The sequence below is a fragment of the Chlamydia ibidis 10-1398/6 genome (assembly GCF_000454725.1).
Taxonomy (GTDB): Bacteria; Chlamydiota; Chlamydiia; order Chlamydiales; family Chlamydiaceae; genus Chlamydia; species Chlamydia ibidis.
This window is the reverse complement of the sequence record NZ_APJW01000002.1, coordinates 139,124-152,906: the sequence shown is the minus strand read 5'-3', so window position 1 is coordinate 152,906 and position 13,783 is coordinate 139,124. Positions and strand designations below refer to the sequence as shown.

The following is a 13,783-nucleotide window of genomic DNA, read 5'->3' as shown; positions in this document are numbered from 1 at the left end:
ACTAATCCATCTCCGAATACACGTTACTAAAAGGGAACCAAATTACACTGATATTCGATAAAATCCTTGTAATCTCATATGTTGTATTTACTGTGAGATAGGGGTTATTTGTAGTGGTTATAGGCAGAGAAAAGATGGCATACAAAGATACGCTCGTATAATCTCCAGCATATTGTCCACGAGTATCTGTGGAACACAATACTGTCGGCGACCCCATAGAATTTAGCCTTAAATATAAACTGGGCAAATTGTCTCCATAATGACCTCCCCAATTTCTAGTAACCTGATAAGCAACCTGATAAATCCCAGGTCTTTTTAAGATTATTCTAGTAGATTCAACCGTAAAGCAGTTCTGGTACAACGGCGTGAAAGTTTCATCATCTTTAGAAGAAAACGTTTTAAATGTTAAATCACTTTTCTCTGCAAACCACTGTTGTGCAGCATAACCTAACATACAATTGTACGCTTGTAGGGAAGTTTTCTTATAGTATCCAAAAGTTAAAGCGTCTCTAGGAGATTGAGGATCGGATATATTATTTATTTCAGATATAGCACCATTAGCAGCACTGGTGATAGAAAAATCACCATTCAGAGTCAAATTATGCAAAGTCGTTGTTCCACCAGACACATTTCCACCAACAAAAAGGTCGGGGTTAACAGTTACATCATTGGTAACAGTCAAATTATCAGCTTTTAATAAATCTCCTATTATTAAGTCTTCACTAACTTCTAGAGTTGAGTTTTTTAGATAAAAATTTTGATCTTTTACACCAGAAGTCATTTCTGATGGATCATTATTGTTATTAAATTGGGGAGAAATTTGATTATCATTCTGCATGTGTTGCTACCTTGTCTTGGGGGTAAAAAATTATTCCGAAATAAAAAGAAGACAGGCCAGCGTCATTATTATATAAGACAGCTTGAAAGACACATTTTTTGTCGTTATCGGTCGCGAGATCTCCAAACAATGTTGTTGGAGCTTGATCAATAGTAACTGCTGTATTTACACAACCTTGAGTAGCATAACCCCCACCACTATAAATAGTGTTCTTGGCATAACATGTATCCCTACCATCTCTTAAAATAACCTCTCCTCCCCAGCCGTTATTCCATCCCCATCTTTTGGTAATACCATAATCAATCATGTAGATTCCTGGGCGAAGAAGCTGAACAGCATTATTCCCTGGATAGCTCACATTGGTAGTTTTACTGCTATTGCTTCCACTGATAAACATATCAACAAACCTAAAACACGAAAGAGCGTTTTGTGATTGATATGTCAAACGTCCAGGACCTAAAATAGGAATTGGCTGTCCTGCTTGTATGTTCATACTTTCATTCCCATTTAGAGAACAAAAGAAATATTCTGGAGAACGAATGTAGTTTGCAGGGACTGGATTGCAGTCATCTTTAGGTTGAGCAACATTGCTCAAACGATTGTTATTAAAATTAATTCCGACAGATGCAGTAGTTGATGTAGTATCTATGGCGTAACTTGTGGCTGCTGTTTCTCCCTCCACCGTGATTTTTCCTCTATTTTGATCACTAGCAGTCACATTACTATTTACTCTAAAACTATTTGCACTACTAATGGTACTGCCGGAAATATCATTAGTTAAGACGTTGCCAACTACAAGATCTCCTTCAACATGAGAATTAATTTCAAAATAACAATCGTTATTATTTGTATTATTAGAACTAGAACTAGACATTACTTGTTAATCTATTTTTTTATTTTTAATAAAATTTAAAAATAGATTAATGGCAATAAATTAACTAACAACCAAAAACAAATTACAAAAGGAAGTGCATAGAGAAAAAATTTTGGGGGTGGCTGGATTTGAACCAACGTATCCGTAAGGAGTCGGATTTACAGTCCGATGCAATTGACCGCTATGCGACACCCCCAAAAAGAAAAATGCTGGAGAAAGGACTTGAACCCTCAACCGTTCGATTACAAATCGAATGCTCTGCCAATTGAGCTACTCCAGCAAAACAAGAACTACTTCGCTTCTATAAACAAGAAACCGTTCCCGATAAGACATTCACTTATACGTGATTAGTTATTTTCTTCCAAGTGAGAATCTTCTTTTTCTGAAACACGATAATCTTTTTCAGTAAGTACAAACGTTTCAGGAACAAAATCCGTCTCATCAGCACCTTCTACACTAGATTGTTCGGGAAGTTTAGTGAGATCGGTATCCAGAAATTGAAAGTTGTGTTGATTCAATTTCTCTGAAACTATCCGGTCTTCCTTAGCTTGCGCTTTACGCAAAGCTTTCTTCCCAATAGGTTCTTTCGTTTTAGTTACATGATGACGATTAACAGCTTGCTTTTGTTCCGTTGCCAAAGAATCTGAAAGACGCTGAAATAATTTTACACAACCACCACCTGCCTTCCCGATGGTGTCGGGAGACAATACTTCCGCAGAAAATTTAAATTTACCTTCCGGAGTATAACGCGCTAATGCAGACTCTTTTTTTAAACAACACTGCTTATACTTTTTGTTTGAACCACATGGACAAGGATCGTTTCTATTTATCTTTTTAGACATGCCAACCTTCTAAAAACAAAGCTGTTGAAATAAACTTTAAATAACAGGAAAATAAAAACCAATTACAACTTTGCACTCACCAACTATGTCAATCTTGAAGTTGTAAGACAAGCTGCGCCTAACTTTAATTACTCAGTATTTCTTCATGTCTACACTGCATTTACAACCTCCCTGGACTAAATCTGGGAAGAGAATCGAGAGCTTGATTCGAAAAGCACTGTATACCCACCATATGTTAGACAAACATAACAAGATCGTGATTGCTCTTAGTGGTGGGAAGGATAGTCTTACCTTACTGCTCATGCTGAAGGCAATATCAGGACGGGGTTTCCCAGAGTTAGACTTGCACGCAATCAACATTGGAGGAAAATATTCATGTGGAGCAGAAATCAGCCAGCAATATCTTCAAAACATCTGCAATAAAATTCGTGTCCCCTTTACATCCGTCCCATCTCCCTATAATCCAGAAACTCCCGAATGCTATTCGTGTTCTCAAGTTAGAAGGCGGCTTCTATTTAAAGCAGCACAAGAAATCGGAGCGTCTGCAATTGCTTTTGGTCATCATCGAGATGATCTAATTCAAACAACTTTAATGAACCTGCTGCACAAAGCAGAATTTGCAGGAATGTTACCGGTTGTTGAAATGGTATACTTTAACACTACTATCTTACGCCCTCTTATATTTACTCCAGAATTTCTAATTCGCAAATTTGCTAAAGAGAGTGGGTTTGCACGAGTTACATGTCGTTGCCCAGTAGTTTCACTAAGAACGAAAACAGAAGAAGCTTTAAAAACCTTAGAGGAGATTTTTCCCCAAGCTAGACATAATATTGCTTTGGCTGTTGAACAGCATGGGTCTTCAAAATCTAATAGAGTTAAAACTAGTTAGATTAAAATGTAGATTTATCTAATAAATTTAGTTATTGTGTAGTTTTATTTACAGGAAGATGAAATGAACAGAAGACTGAAATTGCTATTAACGAACGATGATGGAATTGCTGCAAAGGGTATGGATCTTTTGGTCTCCTCGCTTTTACAAGCAGATTTTGCTGATATTTACATCGTTGCCCCAAGTAGCCAACAGTCAGGAACGAGCATGTCGTTTTCTTATTCTCATCCTGTTTCAATAGAGCCGTATCACTATCATCAAAAAGTGCATGGTGCATGGGTGGTTTCAGGCTCTCCTGTAGATTGTATGAAGCTGGCTTTAGGAAATTTGTTTAACAGTGATTTGCCTGACTTAGTCATTTCCGGCATTAATCATGGCACTAATGCTGGAAGAAATATTTTTTATTCAGGTACTGTCGGAGCTGCTACAGAGGCCATCTTGTTTGGAATTCCTGCTCTCGCTCTGTCTCAAGACCAACACATCTCTTTTTTTCAAGAAACAGCTGCTCCCGAAATACTGAAATCCTTATCTCTCTATATAACTTCTTCTCCTTTCCCATGCGTTATTGGTTTAAATGTTAATTTCCCAGCTAGCAATAGGGAAGAACCTTGGAAAGGATTACGCTTGGTAGCAACCGGAAACGAATTTGCCACAAGTTTTCCACGATTAGTAAGCACAGAAGGAAAGAAACAGTTCTTTTCTCTTCACGATTGTAGGACTAGAGTAGATGGCCAACCGTCTGAAGAATACCTCTCTTTACTAGACAATTATATTAGTGTAGCCCCGCTATTCGTTAGAAATTCTCCATTAGCTGTTATGGGAGAATCTGATTTTCAGGAAGCACGGGTTGCCTTTAGCGAATTTTTCAATGCTGAGAAAGATTCTGAATTATCGGATGTATAATTCTCCCCTGTTTGACTGGGCCTGTGAAGCCATAAATACCGAGAAAACTAGTCCTAAAAACTTATCTCAACAGAAAATTTCTTATGTCCTTCTAGGAAAACTCTAAAAATCAAGATATGTCGAATGAAAATAGTTGTAATTAAACTATTTCTTCTGGTAAGTTCTCTTTCCTAGTCTTGTTTGGATGCGTAGCTCAGCGGTTAGAGCACCTGTCTTACACACAGGGGGTCATAGGTTCAAATCCTGTCGCGTCCATCCTGCGGGAGTAGTTCAATTGGTTAGAGCACCGCCCTGTCAAGGCGGAAGTTGCGGGTTCAAGCCCCGTCTCTCGCGAACTTTCATCCAGAGGTCTATCGCGCATGTCTCATGGCACTCGTTTAACGAAGTTTAGTTTCCCTCTGTATTTCTCCAAAACTTTGAGCTGGTTCATTTTGGGTGGCTTTCTCGCTGCTTGTGGAGTCCAAATGGTCCTAGTCCCAAATGAGTTAATTGATGGAGGAATTGTTGGTTTATCTATCGTAGCCTCTCATTTTTTGGGTCACAAGTACCTTCCGTTCTGTCTGGTTTTTTTCAATTTGCCGTTTGTTATTCTTGCCTTCAAGCAAATTGGAAAATATTTCGTCATCCAAATGATGACGGCTGTGATTATTTTTTCTTGTGCTCTTTGGCTGATAGATATACTTCCAAGCTGGCTCGGATTTAGTCCTTTCGTCTTCAAGGGCTCAGAGATGGAAACCGTGATTTTAGGTGGAGCAATTATCGGCGTCGGTTGCGGCTTAATTATTCGCCACGGGGGGTCTACCGATGGCACTGAAATTTTAGGCATCATCATTAACAAAAAGAAAGGTTACACTGTTGGCCAGGTTATCCTTTTTGTTAACTTTTTTATCTTTGCTCTAGCAGGCATCGTTTATAGAAATTGGCACACAGCTTTCGTGTCATTTCTAACCTATGGCATTGCAACCAAGGTAATGGATATGGTAATTCTCGGCCTTGAAGATACTAAGTCCGTCACTATTATTACGTCTTCTCCTAGAAAGCTGGGTCATATGCTTATGGATAGCCTTGGCGTAGGGTTAACTTACATCCATGCTGAGGGAGGATACTCCGGGGAGCAACGTAATATGTTGTACATCGTAGTGGAACGTTTACAGTTGTCCCAATTAAAAGAAATCGTTCACAGAGAAGATCCCAATGCATTTATTGCTATTGAAAATCTTCACGAAGTGATTAATGGGCGACGCACTAACTAGGCAGTTGCCATACTTTTGCTAAAGTATTATCTATTCCTAATAAAGAGAGCATTTTACCTACTAGCTGATCGGTAACCTCTTCCACTGTTTTTGGAGTAAAGTACCACATAGGCATAGGCGGAAATATAATTGCTCCATTTTGACTAAGCTTGAGTAGATTTTCTAGGTGTATAGAATGTAAGGGAGCCTCCCTAGGGACTAAAATAAGCTTCCTACGTTCTTTCAAAGCAACATCAGCCACTCGACGTAAAAGATTATCACCAAGGCCTATAGATAGTGCGGCCACGGTGGCCATGCTACAAGGAACAATTATGGTTCCTTCTACATGATAAGAGCCAGAAGCCAGTGGGCTTTCTATGGCCTTGATACTATGTGTAACGACATGTTTGTGAGACTCTTTAGGAATTAAAGATATAAATGAAGACTCTCCCATTTCATAGTACAGAGTCTTCATAGCTGCAGGTGATATGATAACATCGACATGGTGTCCCAAAACTGCAAGATGTTTGACTAACTTAACAGCTAAAACAACTCCTGAAGCTCCCGATATTCCAACTACATAGCGTTTCATAGTGATCAAAAAAAATAATTAGAAGCAGCTATTATAATCATGCTACTAAGAAAAGATAACGCAATTCGAATATTACTCCAAAAAAAACAAGAGTAGGCATCTTCCTTGCGAACACTATGATACTTATGAATAGTAGAAAAAATAGAAAAAATAGGAAATATGCTAGATAGATAAAACGGGATGCCTAAACACGCTAGCCAGCCTATACTTAGGTAAGAAATCAATGATAAGGACAAAGAAACTGTAGCAACGGTAATAGCTATGTTTTTCCCAAATCTTGCTGGAATACTATAAAGTCCTTCTTGAACATCGAAATTTATATCGTCAATAGCATAAATAATATCATTGGCAGCTATAATCAAAGCTGATGTAATCCCCCATAAGGATGCGACCAAAAATAATCTAAATGATAATTGTTCCGTACTTAAAGCAGAAAAATTCATGATTATTGCTAGATAATAGACCAATCCTAAAATCCAGTGAGAAACATATGAGTAGCGTTTCGTGTAAGGATAGACGAACATTACAAAAATAGAAATCGCGGCAATAATTCCGCAACTAGTACTCAATAAACAGCCAAACACTAAAAATAGTACGCTAGAAGCTAGGGCCGTAATTTTAGCAAATCTTATAGACACTAGTTGCATTGGTAAAACTCTAGATGACGTTCTAGGATTCTTCTTATCAAAATTAATATCAATTACTTGATTAATAATAATTCCCAAACTTCTAGCACAAAAAAATGCACAAATTCCAAATGATGTTATGAAACATATTCTCGAGATTGACAGCTTACCTGATATCTCGGAGAAAGATAGTGCGAAGATTGTGGAAGCCAACAAAAAAATTAAAGAAAAAGCTAAGTATTTAATACCGAACAGCTGATTTAAATGACTTATCCGCATACATTGCCTATCTAAACTTGCAACAAAAAAATTTAAGTAAGTGTGCTACCATCTTGCAAATTTTTATTCAATATGCTGAACGAAAATACTTTTAGGAATCAACCACAGAGAAATCAAAGAAGCGTTCCTATCGGGAAAAACGGGCCTGGAAAAATCAATAAATTCTTTACTATTATCAAAATAAGAATAGAATTTCTTGTGAATAGTATAAAAAATTATAGAATCACATGTTCTCACCTTCACTAATGAAATTAAATAGTAATGAGCAATTCCCTTGCAAGTTCACGAAAAATACTGATTTTCTGAGCAACGAAAAGAGAATTTTTTGTGCTGCAATTTCTGGCACGGTATCTGGCATATTGGTTCTAGTGTCTGGCATAGCGCTTGCTACTCTCCCTATAGGACTAAATACTATAACAGTTTTTTCTTGTGCTACCCTAGCATTTGTTATTGGGTTTTCTGCTATTACTTACTCACTGTTAATTATGTGCCGACAAGCAAATCTATGGAGAGAAAATTGTTTAGAAGCCAAAAGAAGCTTAGGAAAACTTCAGACCAAAGATCTCAATCAAAATTTCTCTCCTTCTAATGCAACTTCCACATTATACGAAACTATCTTACCTGCATGTAAAGATGAAGAAAGTATCAATTACTCTAAGATACTATCTTCTGTTGCCAGGATTATTTTAGGGATAAGCTGCATAATTGTGGGGATTACTACTGAATTTCTAAATCTATCCATTCCTATTCCCGGATTAAGCATTACCCTCACTATGCTAGGAACCGGCTTGTTTACTTTGGGCATCTCCGGCCTTAAAATCTACAATCTAAATGCCAGAGGTGTATTAAGAGAATACGTAAGACAACATGAACAATTAATGACAGACAAAAAAGAAGAAGACAAACTAAGAAAAATCAGACATTTAGAGAAACGAGCCATTAACTTGTCAACCGATCTGCATTCATCTTCGGATGCTCTTTCTTCACTACAGATGAAATACCGTGCTGAACTTGCTAAAACAGCCGCTTTAGAAAAATGTTTAGACGAACGACAACAAGAAGGGGTTCCATCCCTATTGTCAAAAATTCAAGCACAAATATCGCAACTTTCCTCAAGCATATTAAACGCGCTCTCTGATAGCACGGCCCTTGCAGTAGACAATCCTTTCATCGAAGACGACGAGAGTACAGGCGGCACGTCGAATCAATAATCCACATAAACCATGGGCCACCACGGCCCTATATTTTAAATGATCCTACCCAAGACTGATACCCAACAGTGAAGCTTTGTGGGTAGTCGCAATTTTTATCTCTTGTATAAAGAGGTGTGTTAAGAAGTCTTTTTAAGCTTTAAAAGCACTCAACATCATGGGGTTAGAAAGTATATTTAAAACTTAATGCGCATTGAATTGTTAAATCATTTTTACAATCGTGAGACGCTTATTTTCTTTTACTATTTTTTTAATATTTTAAATAGTAAATTATTATAAAAAGAAAACAAATCTCGAATCAATGCTTTTAATATGACGCAAAGTATACCAAGCACACCGGATACGGATGCCGCAGCTAAATTGTCTTACTTAAACAAGTTATGTACTAGTTCTTATGTTGATCACAGAGCTGCTACTATTACCCTAATAACTATTGGCGTGATCCTGACTGTGTCTGGAATTTTGCTACTCACACTAAGTGGGCTGGGGTTACCTTTGGTAATTTCAATGAGTCTAGGAACTATCTCACTAGTACTCGGGACCAGTTTATTGTCTTTTGGCGCTTCTATTTGTATATTTCGTGGAATGCGGGGTGAAACCAAAGATCTATCGCATCTTGCTTCCAATACTTTGGCATTACGTTCTGCTATAGAAAGTAAAGGTGAGGAATTAACAAATTTACAAACCGATCTAACTCAAGCCGAATCTAAAATATCCGAACTAAATGTAAAAATACAAACTTCAGAGGACGAACTTGCAAATACAAAATCTAAAATTGAAGAACTATTAAGAGAAAAAGAGTTATCCCTTTCACAAGCTGAAGTATTAAATCAACAAGTCGGGGAGTTACAAAACAAGGTAAAATCATTAGAATCAGAAAACCTTTCTTTACAGCACCGTGTTGTCCAAAGTGCTCTTAGATATTCTGAACAACTTTCTGAATTAGCGAGTGATTATGAAAGAGAAAGAGCTCAACTTTTCAGTGCATTAAAAGAAGCTAGGCAACAAGTAGAAGAGCAACCGGCAGAAATCCCGTCCTCACACGAAGATACAGGAAGTAGAGCCCTTCCCTCTTCTCAACTAAATAAGTCGTCCGGTTATCAACAGAATGTGGAATTACAAAAGGCTAGTGCCAACACCTCCAGTACTCCTTCCGGAAAAGAACAAAATGACAATCCTTCAACTCCAGTGAGTAGCAGGGGTTGGTCTGAGAAAATTAGGAACTTGTTAAGCAATACACGCCCAGAGAAATCAAATCAAGAAGACACTAGCAATCAAAAAGAATCTTGATCTATTTATTCACCTAAGAACTATATTCCTTAAATGATTTTTCACTTATTTTTTGTAACGACAAAACTTGATCTAAGTAATTTTCAGCAGTCCGAAATAGTACTGCATCGATTCTCTCCGCCTTTTCTAGGTAGCTACATAACACATCCAGGATATTAGGATAGTTTTCAGCAGACTGACAATTAGGGAAAAATTTATTTTCTTTAGTATAAAAAAAATCCGTCCCCAAAACGATATTGGGGAGAATACCCATCCTTTCTGCTGATTCAAGATGCAAATGCAAGTCTTCTAGTTTTTCTCCGACAAAATAGTTAACTATGTTTATTCCTATAACCCCTCCTCTCCTCGCTATTTCTACAGCATGAGCATCAGGAAGATTCCTAGGAATATTTTGTACGCTACGAAAATTAGAATGACTGGCGAGAATAGGCATATTTGGCAACTTGTCCAAAGTATAATCTAAAATATCATCAGCTAATTTATCACAACAATGACTCAAATCTACAGGTATACCAAATTCTGACATCACTTCTAAAAGAATTTTGCCGTCTGATGTCAACCGATAAGGTTCGAAAACTCCTCCCCCAAAACGGTTTCTTCCATTCCATACCAATCCTAAATAAGCAATGGGTCCTGATTTCATCAGATTTGCTAACTCCTCTAATAAAATTTTTAAAGGAGCCGAATCATTTCCTAATCCTGAAGCATTTTCAATGCCGCGAATAATATATAAACTATCTTCATCGTAATTAGAATTATCCACAGTTATGTGTTTTATTCGTGGATTTATTGTGGGCAATGAAAGAAAAAGAGAATTCTGTTTTCTTGCATCTGCCAAAGATTCGCTATTTTCAGAAAATATCGCACATACCTGCTTGCGAACTCCTCCTTTTATCAATTGCCTAGGAGAACAGCGTACAGCATTGTCATGATCAGAAAATGTTTTGTGAGATAACATGTCGCAATGCAAGTCTATAATCATATATTCCACTATATATTAACGAGATATGGGACAAGATAAGGAGCCATCTCCGGATAAAGAGAAGTTATCGGATCATAAACAAATAAGACTGTCTTCTCTTTGGTAGACATAACTTTTCTCAAAGAGGGATAAAAATTGGATGGGCTAGGATTCTCAACAATCAATCCGTAGGGAAAAGAATATTGTTCTACAAACTGATGTAATAACTTTAGAGTTTTGAAAGAATAAATCTGCCACGGTTTTTTAGTACTAGTTTGCTCTATTTTAAACGATGCCCCGAAAATATTTTCTAATTGTGAACAAGGTACCAAGCCTTCTCGATAAATTTTTAAATTTTCAGGATCAACAACTGTCGTTTCTAGTCCAAAGTCACATGTACCAGAAAGAATAGCTATATCTTTATCGAGGAAATCTTGTTGTACTTCTGCATAAGTAATGGCCGGAGGGAAATTAGAAATATTCGCCGATGTTCCTAATAAAGGGCCCACATTATTAATTAGCTCCCTTACAACAGGGTGGGAAGAAATACGAAATCCTATAGTTTTTTCAATAAAATTAGGATTGTTATGCTGAATAACTAAAGTTAAAGGACCTGGGAGAAATGTATCTGCTAATTTGATAGATTTAGGAGACAACTCGGAACAAGCAATGTCCTGCATTTCTTGTATAGAGTTTACATATATGACTAATTGCTTCGTTTTTTCTCGTGATTTAATGGCATACAGTTGATCTTGAAACTCTGAAAAACGAATAGAAATTCCAAGTCCATAGACTGTTTCAGTAGGGAAAGCTGCAATTTTTCCTGAATTCAAATAATTTATTGCCTTTCTCAGATCTATATACATAATAACTGTTCTATAACACAGGCAACCAGTCTACACAGAATAGAATTCCTAGTCTTTCAAAAATTTAATCCCCTTAATCAGTTGCACAACAAAGAGTTGATATCTAATAAAGATAAATGTAGCTTTTGTTATTACTTATAAAATGTTGAGCTTTCTACATGGAATATTCTTTTTTTCATAAAAACTATTCAGGTGTTGATGTTATCGAATGCCCTGGAGATTCTGATGCCCCGATTATTATTTTCTGCCACGGCTATGGATCTAGTGCTGATAATCTCACTTTTTTCCCAAATACATGTAACTTTTCAGGGCTACGCCCAACTTGGATATTTCCACAAGGCATTGAAAAACTTCCTAGCGATTTAGGATCAGGTTATGCATGGTTCCCACTGAATGTGCCTTTATTCCACGAATTAATCAATACTTCGCAAATTAATGAGCGAACTCGTCAGCAGTATCAAGAATTATTTGATGTTGATTTCAACAGACCAAGAGAGGCTTTAGAAAATATGATCTCTGATTTAGGTCGAAATAAATCCGAAATCATTATTGGGGGCTTTAGTCAAGGTGCTATGATAACCACGCATTTAATTTTATCATCTCCATCAGCTTACTGTGGGGCAATTATTTGCTCTGGTGCCCTTATCTTAAAAAAATACTGGGACACCTTAGTACAGAATTGCGCTCAAACTCCTTTCATACAAAGCCACGGACATCAAGATCAAATCCTCCCTTATTACCTTGGAGATTCACTTTTTACATTATTGAGTTCTCAGTTATGCGGAGAATTTGTTCCTTTTATTGGAGGACATGAGATCCCTCTCCAAATGACACAGAAAATGTGTAAAAAAGTTCCTATATGGTTTAAAAAAGATTAGGGTTAAGGTGTTTGATTTTTTAATGACATAACTTGAAGAGTAACCCACTCTATGCAACCAGAAGCTGAAGAGGAGTTCTCTAAGGCTTGATTTGCGTGACTCGCTATCATGACTATCTTTTCTAAAGGAATGATGGGGAGATCCATGATGAGGTGCTTATAATCCGGATAATACAACGAGAGTTCTGTTGAGTTTAAAGAAAGTATAAAGCGATCGCGCAGTAAATAGACAAGAGACTCGATAAGTGACTTTGCTTTTTCACGCAATAGTTGCTTGTCGGACTCTGAATTTCCTTTTACGATTTGTCCAGATTGAACTGGCGTAAGAGCACCCGAAATTAAAGAAAAAAGGTACTCAATATCTTGCTTGGATATCTCTATATTATCTTTTTCCTGAAGCGTTATTGCAAATACTCTTGATCTTATTGTAGCTGGAAGACGTTTCGAATTATTAGAGGTCATAATGATCACACCATGATTAGGGGGATCTTCAAGAGTTTTCAAGAAAGCAGACATTGCTGATAAAGTCATTCTATCTGCTTCGTGAATCAGATAAACCTTATAATTGCTTTCATAAGGTTGAATCCAAATTTTTCTCCTAATTTCTCTCGGAACATCTATAGAATGAAGTTTACCTTTGCCAGAGGGAAAATATTCATAAATATCGGGATGAATTTTATGCCTAACTTTATACTCACTTTCTGGTGAATCGAGTAAAATAATAGAAGACGCCAGCCCATAAGCTCTATCCTGCAATAAAGTTAAAGAGCCTCCTTGTAAAAGGATAGCAGAAGGAATTTTTCCCGTATTTACTAAGGAAACAATAGCGTCCCAGGGATCTGACAGACAAAAGTCATTTAGTTGCATAATGCTGATATACGCGCCATAACTTCAGATATGGATTTCTCCAAAGGCCTAGTAGCATCGAGAACTAAGTGCCGCTCAGGATCACGAAGCGCAAGAGATAAAAAACCTTCACGAATCCTCCGATGATATTCTAACGAACGTTCTTCGAACCTATCTAGTGATTTCTGTTTACATTTTCTCAATAACCCTTCTTCAGGAGGAAGATCTAAAAGAATAGTCAGATCCGGGAGAAAGGGGTGAACACCGACCACTTGATAACAGAAATTAGCAACATACTCGACCCCTAGCCCACTAGCTAAGCCTTGATAAACGATAGTCGAATCATGGAATCGCTCACATATCACAATCTTTCCAGAAGCTACAGCAGGAGCAATCTTTTCATGAATATGTTGGGAACGGGATGCTAAAAATAAAAACAACTCTGTATACGTAGATATAGACGAGGAGAGTATTAAAGATCGGAGACTCTCACCGAAAGGAGTCCCGCCGGGTTCTCTTGTCCAAACTACCTCTTTACCTTCAATGGACAATCTCGATTCTAAAGCCAAGGCTAAAGAACTCTTCCCAGCCCCCTCTCCTCCTTCTATCACTATAAACATGTTATTTTCTACTATTTAACACACATATCATCTTAGA

The 13,783-nt window shown here is 37.3% G+C and carries 15 protein-coding genes and 4 tRNA genes; 8 read left to right on the top strand and 11 right to left on the bottom strand.

All coding sequences use genetic code 11. The annotated features are described in order from the left end of the window. Position 1: 1 nt before the first annotated feature. From H359_RS02745 to H359_RS02725, 5 genes are all read right to left on the bottom strand, one after another. Entirely contained in the window at positions 2–838 is an 837-nt protein-coding gene (locus H359_RS02745; protein ID WP_020370148.1) for a hypothetical protein, read from the bottom strand. Beyond that, on the bottom strand, positions 828–1,712 hold the full coding sequence (locus H359_RS02740; RefSeq protein ID WP_020370147.1) for a hypothetical protein: 885 nt from the start codon (positions 1,710–1,712) through the stop codon (positions 828–830). The genes H359_RS02745 and H359_RS02740 overlap by 11 nt, the downstream gene beginning before the upstream one ends. Before the next feature lie 113 nt (positions 1,713–1,825). Then, positions 1,826–1,908 (bottom strand) — tRNA-Tyr (locus H359_RS02735). A gap of 11 nt (positions 1,909–1,919) precedes the next feature. Beyond that, positions 1,920–1,992, bottom strand: a tRNA-Thr gene (locus H359_RS02730). Between the two features lie 67 nt (positions 1,993–2,059). Next, positions 2,060–2,554, bottom strand: a complete 495-nt coding sequence (locus H359_RS02725; RefSeq protein WP_020370146.1) for an SEC-C metal-binding domain-containing protein — start codon at positions 2,552–2,554, stop codon at positions 2,060–2,062. A 145-nt stretch (positions 2,555–2,699) separates the two neighbouring features. Here H359_RS02725 and H359_RS02720 point away from each other — a divergent pair, with 145 nt between their 5' ends. The 5 genes from H359_RS02720 (at position 2,700) to H359_RS02700 (ending at position 5,599) form a co-directional block, all read left to right on the top strand. After that, complete coding sequence (locus H359_RS02720; protein WP_020370145.1) at positions 2,700–3,443, top strand: tRNA 2-thiocytidine biosynthesis TtcA family protein; 744 nt, start codon at positions 2,700–2,702, stop codon at positions 3,441–3,443. Positions 3,444–3,506: 63 nt separating this feature from the next. After that, positions 3,507–4,346, top strand: coding sequence for a 5'/3'-nucleotidase SurE (surE, locus tag H359_RS02715; protein ID WP_020370144.1), 840 nt, complete (start codon positions 3,507–3,509; stop codon positions 4,344–4,346). A 182-nt stretch (positions 4,347–4,528) separates the two neighbouring features. Further along, positions 4,529–4,601: transfer RNA gene (locus H359_RS02710), tRNA-Val, on the top strand. 4 nt (positions 4,602–4,605) lie between these two features. Continuing rightward, positions 4,606–4,679, top strand: a tRNA-Asp gene (locus tag H359_RS02705). A 26-nt stretch (positions 4,680–4,705) separates the two neighbouring features. Beyond that, positions 4,706–5,599 (top strand): YitT family protein, encoded by an 894-nt coding sequence (locus H359_RS02700; RefSeq protein WP_020370142.1) that lies wholly within the window; start codon positions 4,706–4,708, stop codon positions 5,597–5,599. On the opposite strand, the gene H359_RS02695 is transcribed toward H359_RS02700, so the two are convergent. Both H359_RS02695 and H359_RS02690 read right to left on the bottom strand, forming a co-directional pair. Beyond that, positions 5,592–6,170: a flavin prenyltransferase UbiX gene (locus H359_RS02695; protein ID WP_020370141.1), complete on the bottom strand. Its 579-nt coding sequence runs from the start codon at positions 6,168–6,170 to the stop codon at positions 5,592–5,594. The genes H359_RS02700 and H359_RS02695 overlap by 8 nt on opposite strands. A 5-nt stretch (positions 6,171–6,175) precedes the next feature. Next, positions 6,176–7,075: a UbiA-like polyprenyltransferase gene (locus H359_RS02690; RefSeq protein WP_035392024.1), complete on the bottom strand. Its 900-nt coding sequence runs from the start codon at positions 7,073–7,075 to the stop codon at positions 6,176–6,178. Positions 7,076–7,302: 227 nt separating this feature from the next. Between H359_RS02690 and H359_RS02680 the strand changes: the two genes are divergently transcribed. Next, complete coding sequence (locus tag H359_RS02680; protein ID WP_020370138.1) at positions 7,303–8,286, top strand: hypothetical protein; 984 nt, start codon at positions 7,303–7,305, stop codon at positions 8,284–8,286. Between the two features lie 312 nt (positions 8,287–8,598). Further along, the gene (locus H359_RS02675; RefSeq protein ID WP_020370137.1) at positions 8,599–9,576 is read left to right on the top strand and encodes an IncA family protein; all 978 of its coding nucleotides are present in this window, start codon (positions 8,599–8,601) and stop codon (positions 9,574–9,576) included. Between the two features lie 13 nt (positions 9,577–9,589). Here the strand turns inward: H359_RS02675 and H359_RS02670 are convergent, their stop codons facing one another. Together H359_RS02670 and H359_RS02665 are read right to left on the bottom strand one after the other, a co-directional pair. Next, positions 9,590–10,558 (bottom strand): dipeptidase, encoded by a 969-nt coding sequence (locus H359_RS02670; protein ID WP_020370136.1) that lies wholly within the window; start codon positions 10,556–10,558, stop codon positions 9,590–9,592. 8 nt (positions 10,559–10,566) lie between these two features. Then, positions 10,567–11,403, bottom strand: coding sequence for an L-threonylcarbamoyladenylate synthase (locus H359_RS02665; protein ID WP_035392017.1), 837 nt, complete (start codon positions 11,401–11,403; stop codon positions 10,567–10,569). A 158-nt stretch (positions 11,404–11,561) separates the two neighbouring features. On the opposite strand from H359_RS02665, the gene H359_RS02660 reads away from it, so the two are divergent. Next, a complete protein-coding gene (locus tag H359_RS02660) occupies positions 11,562–12,281 on the top strand; it encodes an alpha/beta hydrolase family protein (protein WP_020370134.1) in 720 nt (239 codons plus the stop codon). A 2-nt stretch (positions 12,282–12,283) separates the two neighbouring features. Here the strand turns inward: H359_RS02660 and H359_RS02655 are convergent, their stop codons facing one another. Both H359_RS02655 and tmk read right to left on the bottom strand, forming a co-directional pair. After that, positions 12,284–13,147: a DNA polymerase III, delta subunit gene (locus H359_RS02655; RefSeq protein WP_020370133.1), complete on the bottom strand. Its 864-nt coding sequence runs from the start codon at positions 13,145–13,147 to the stop codon at positions 12,284–12,286. Further along, complete coding sequence (tmk, locus tag H359_RS02650) at positions 13,138–13,746, bottom strand: dTMP kinase (RefSeq protein ID WP_020370132.1); 609 nt, start codon at positions 13,744–13,746, stop codon at positions 13,138–13,140. Before tmk ends, H359_RS02655 begins: the two co-directional genes overlap by 10 nt. Between the last annotated feature and the right edge of the window lie 37 nt (positions 13,747–13,783).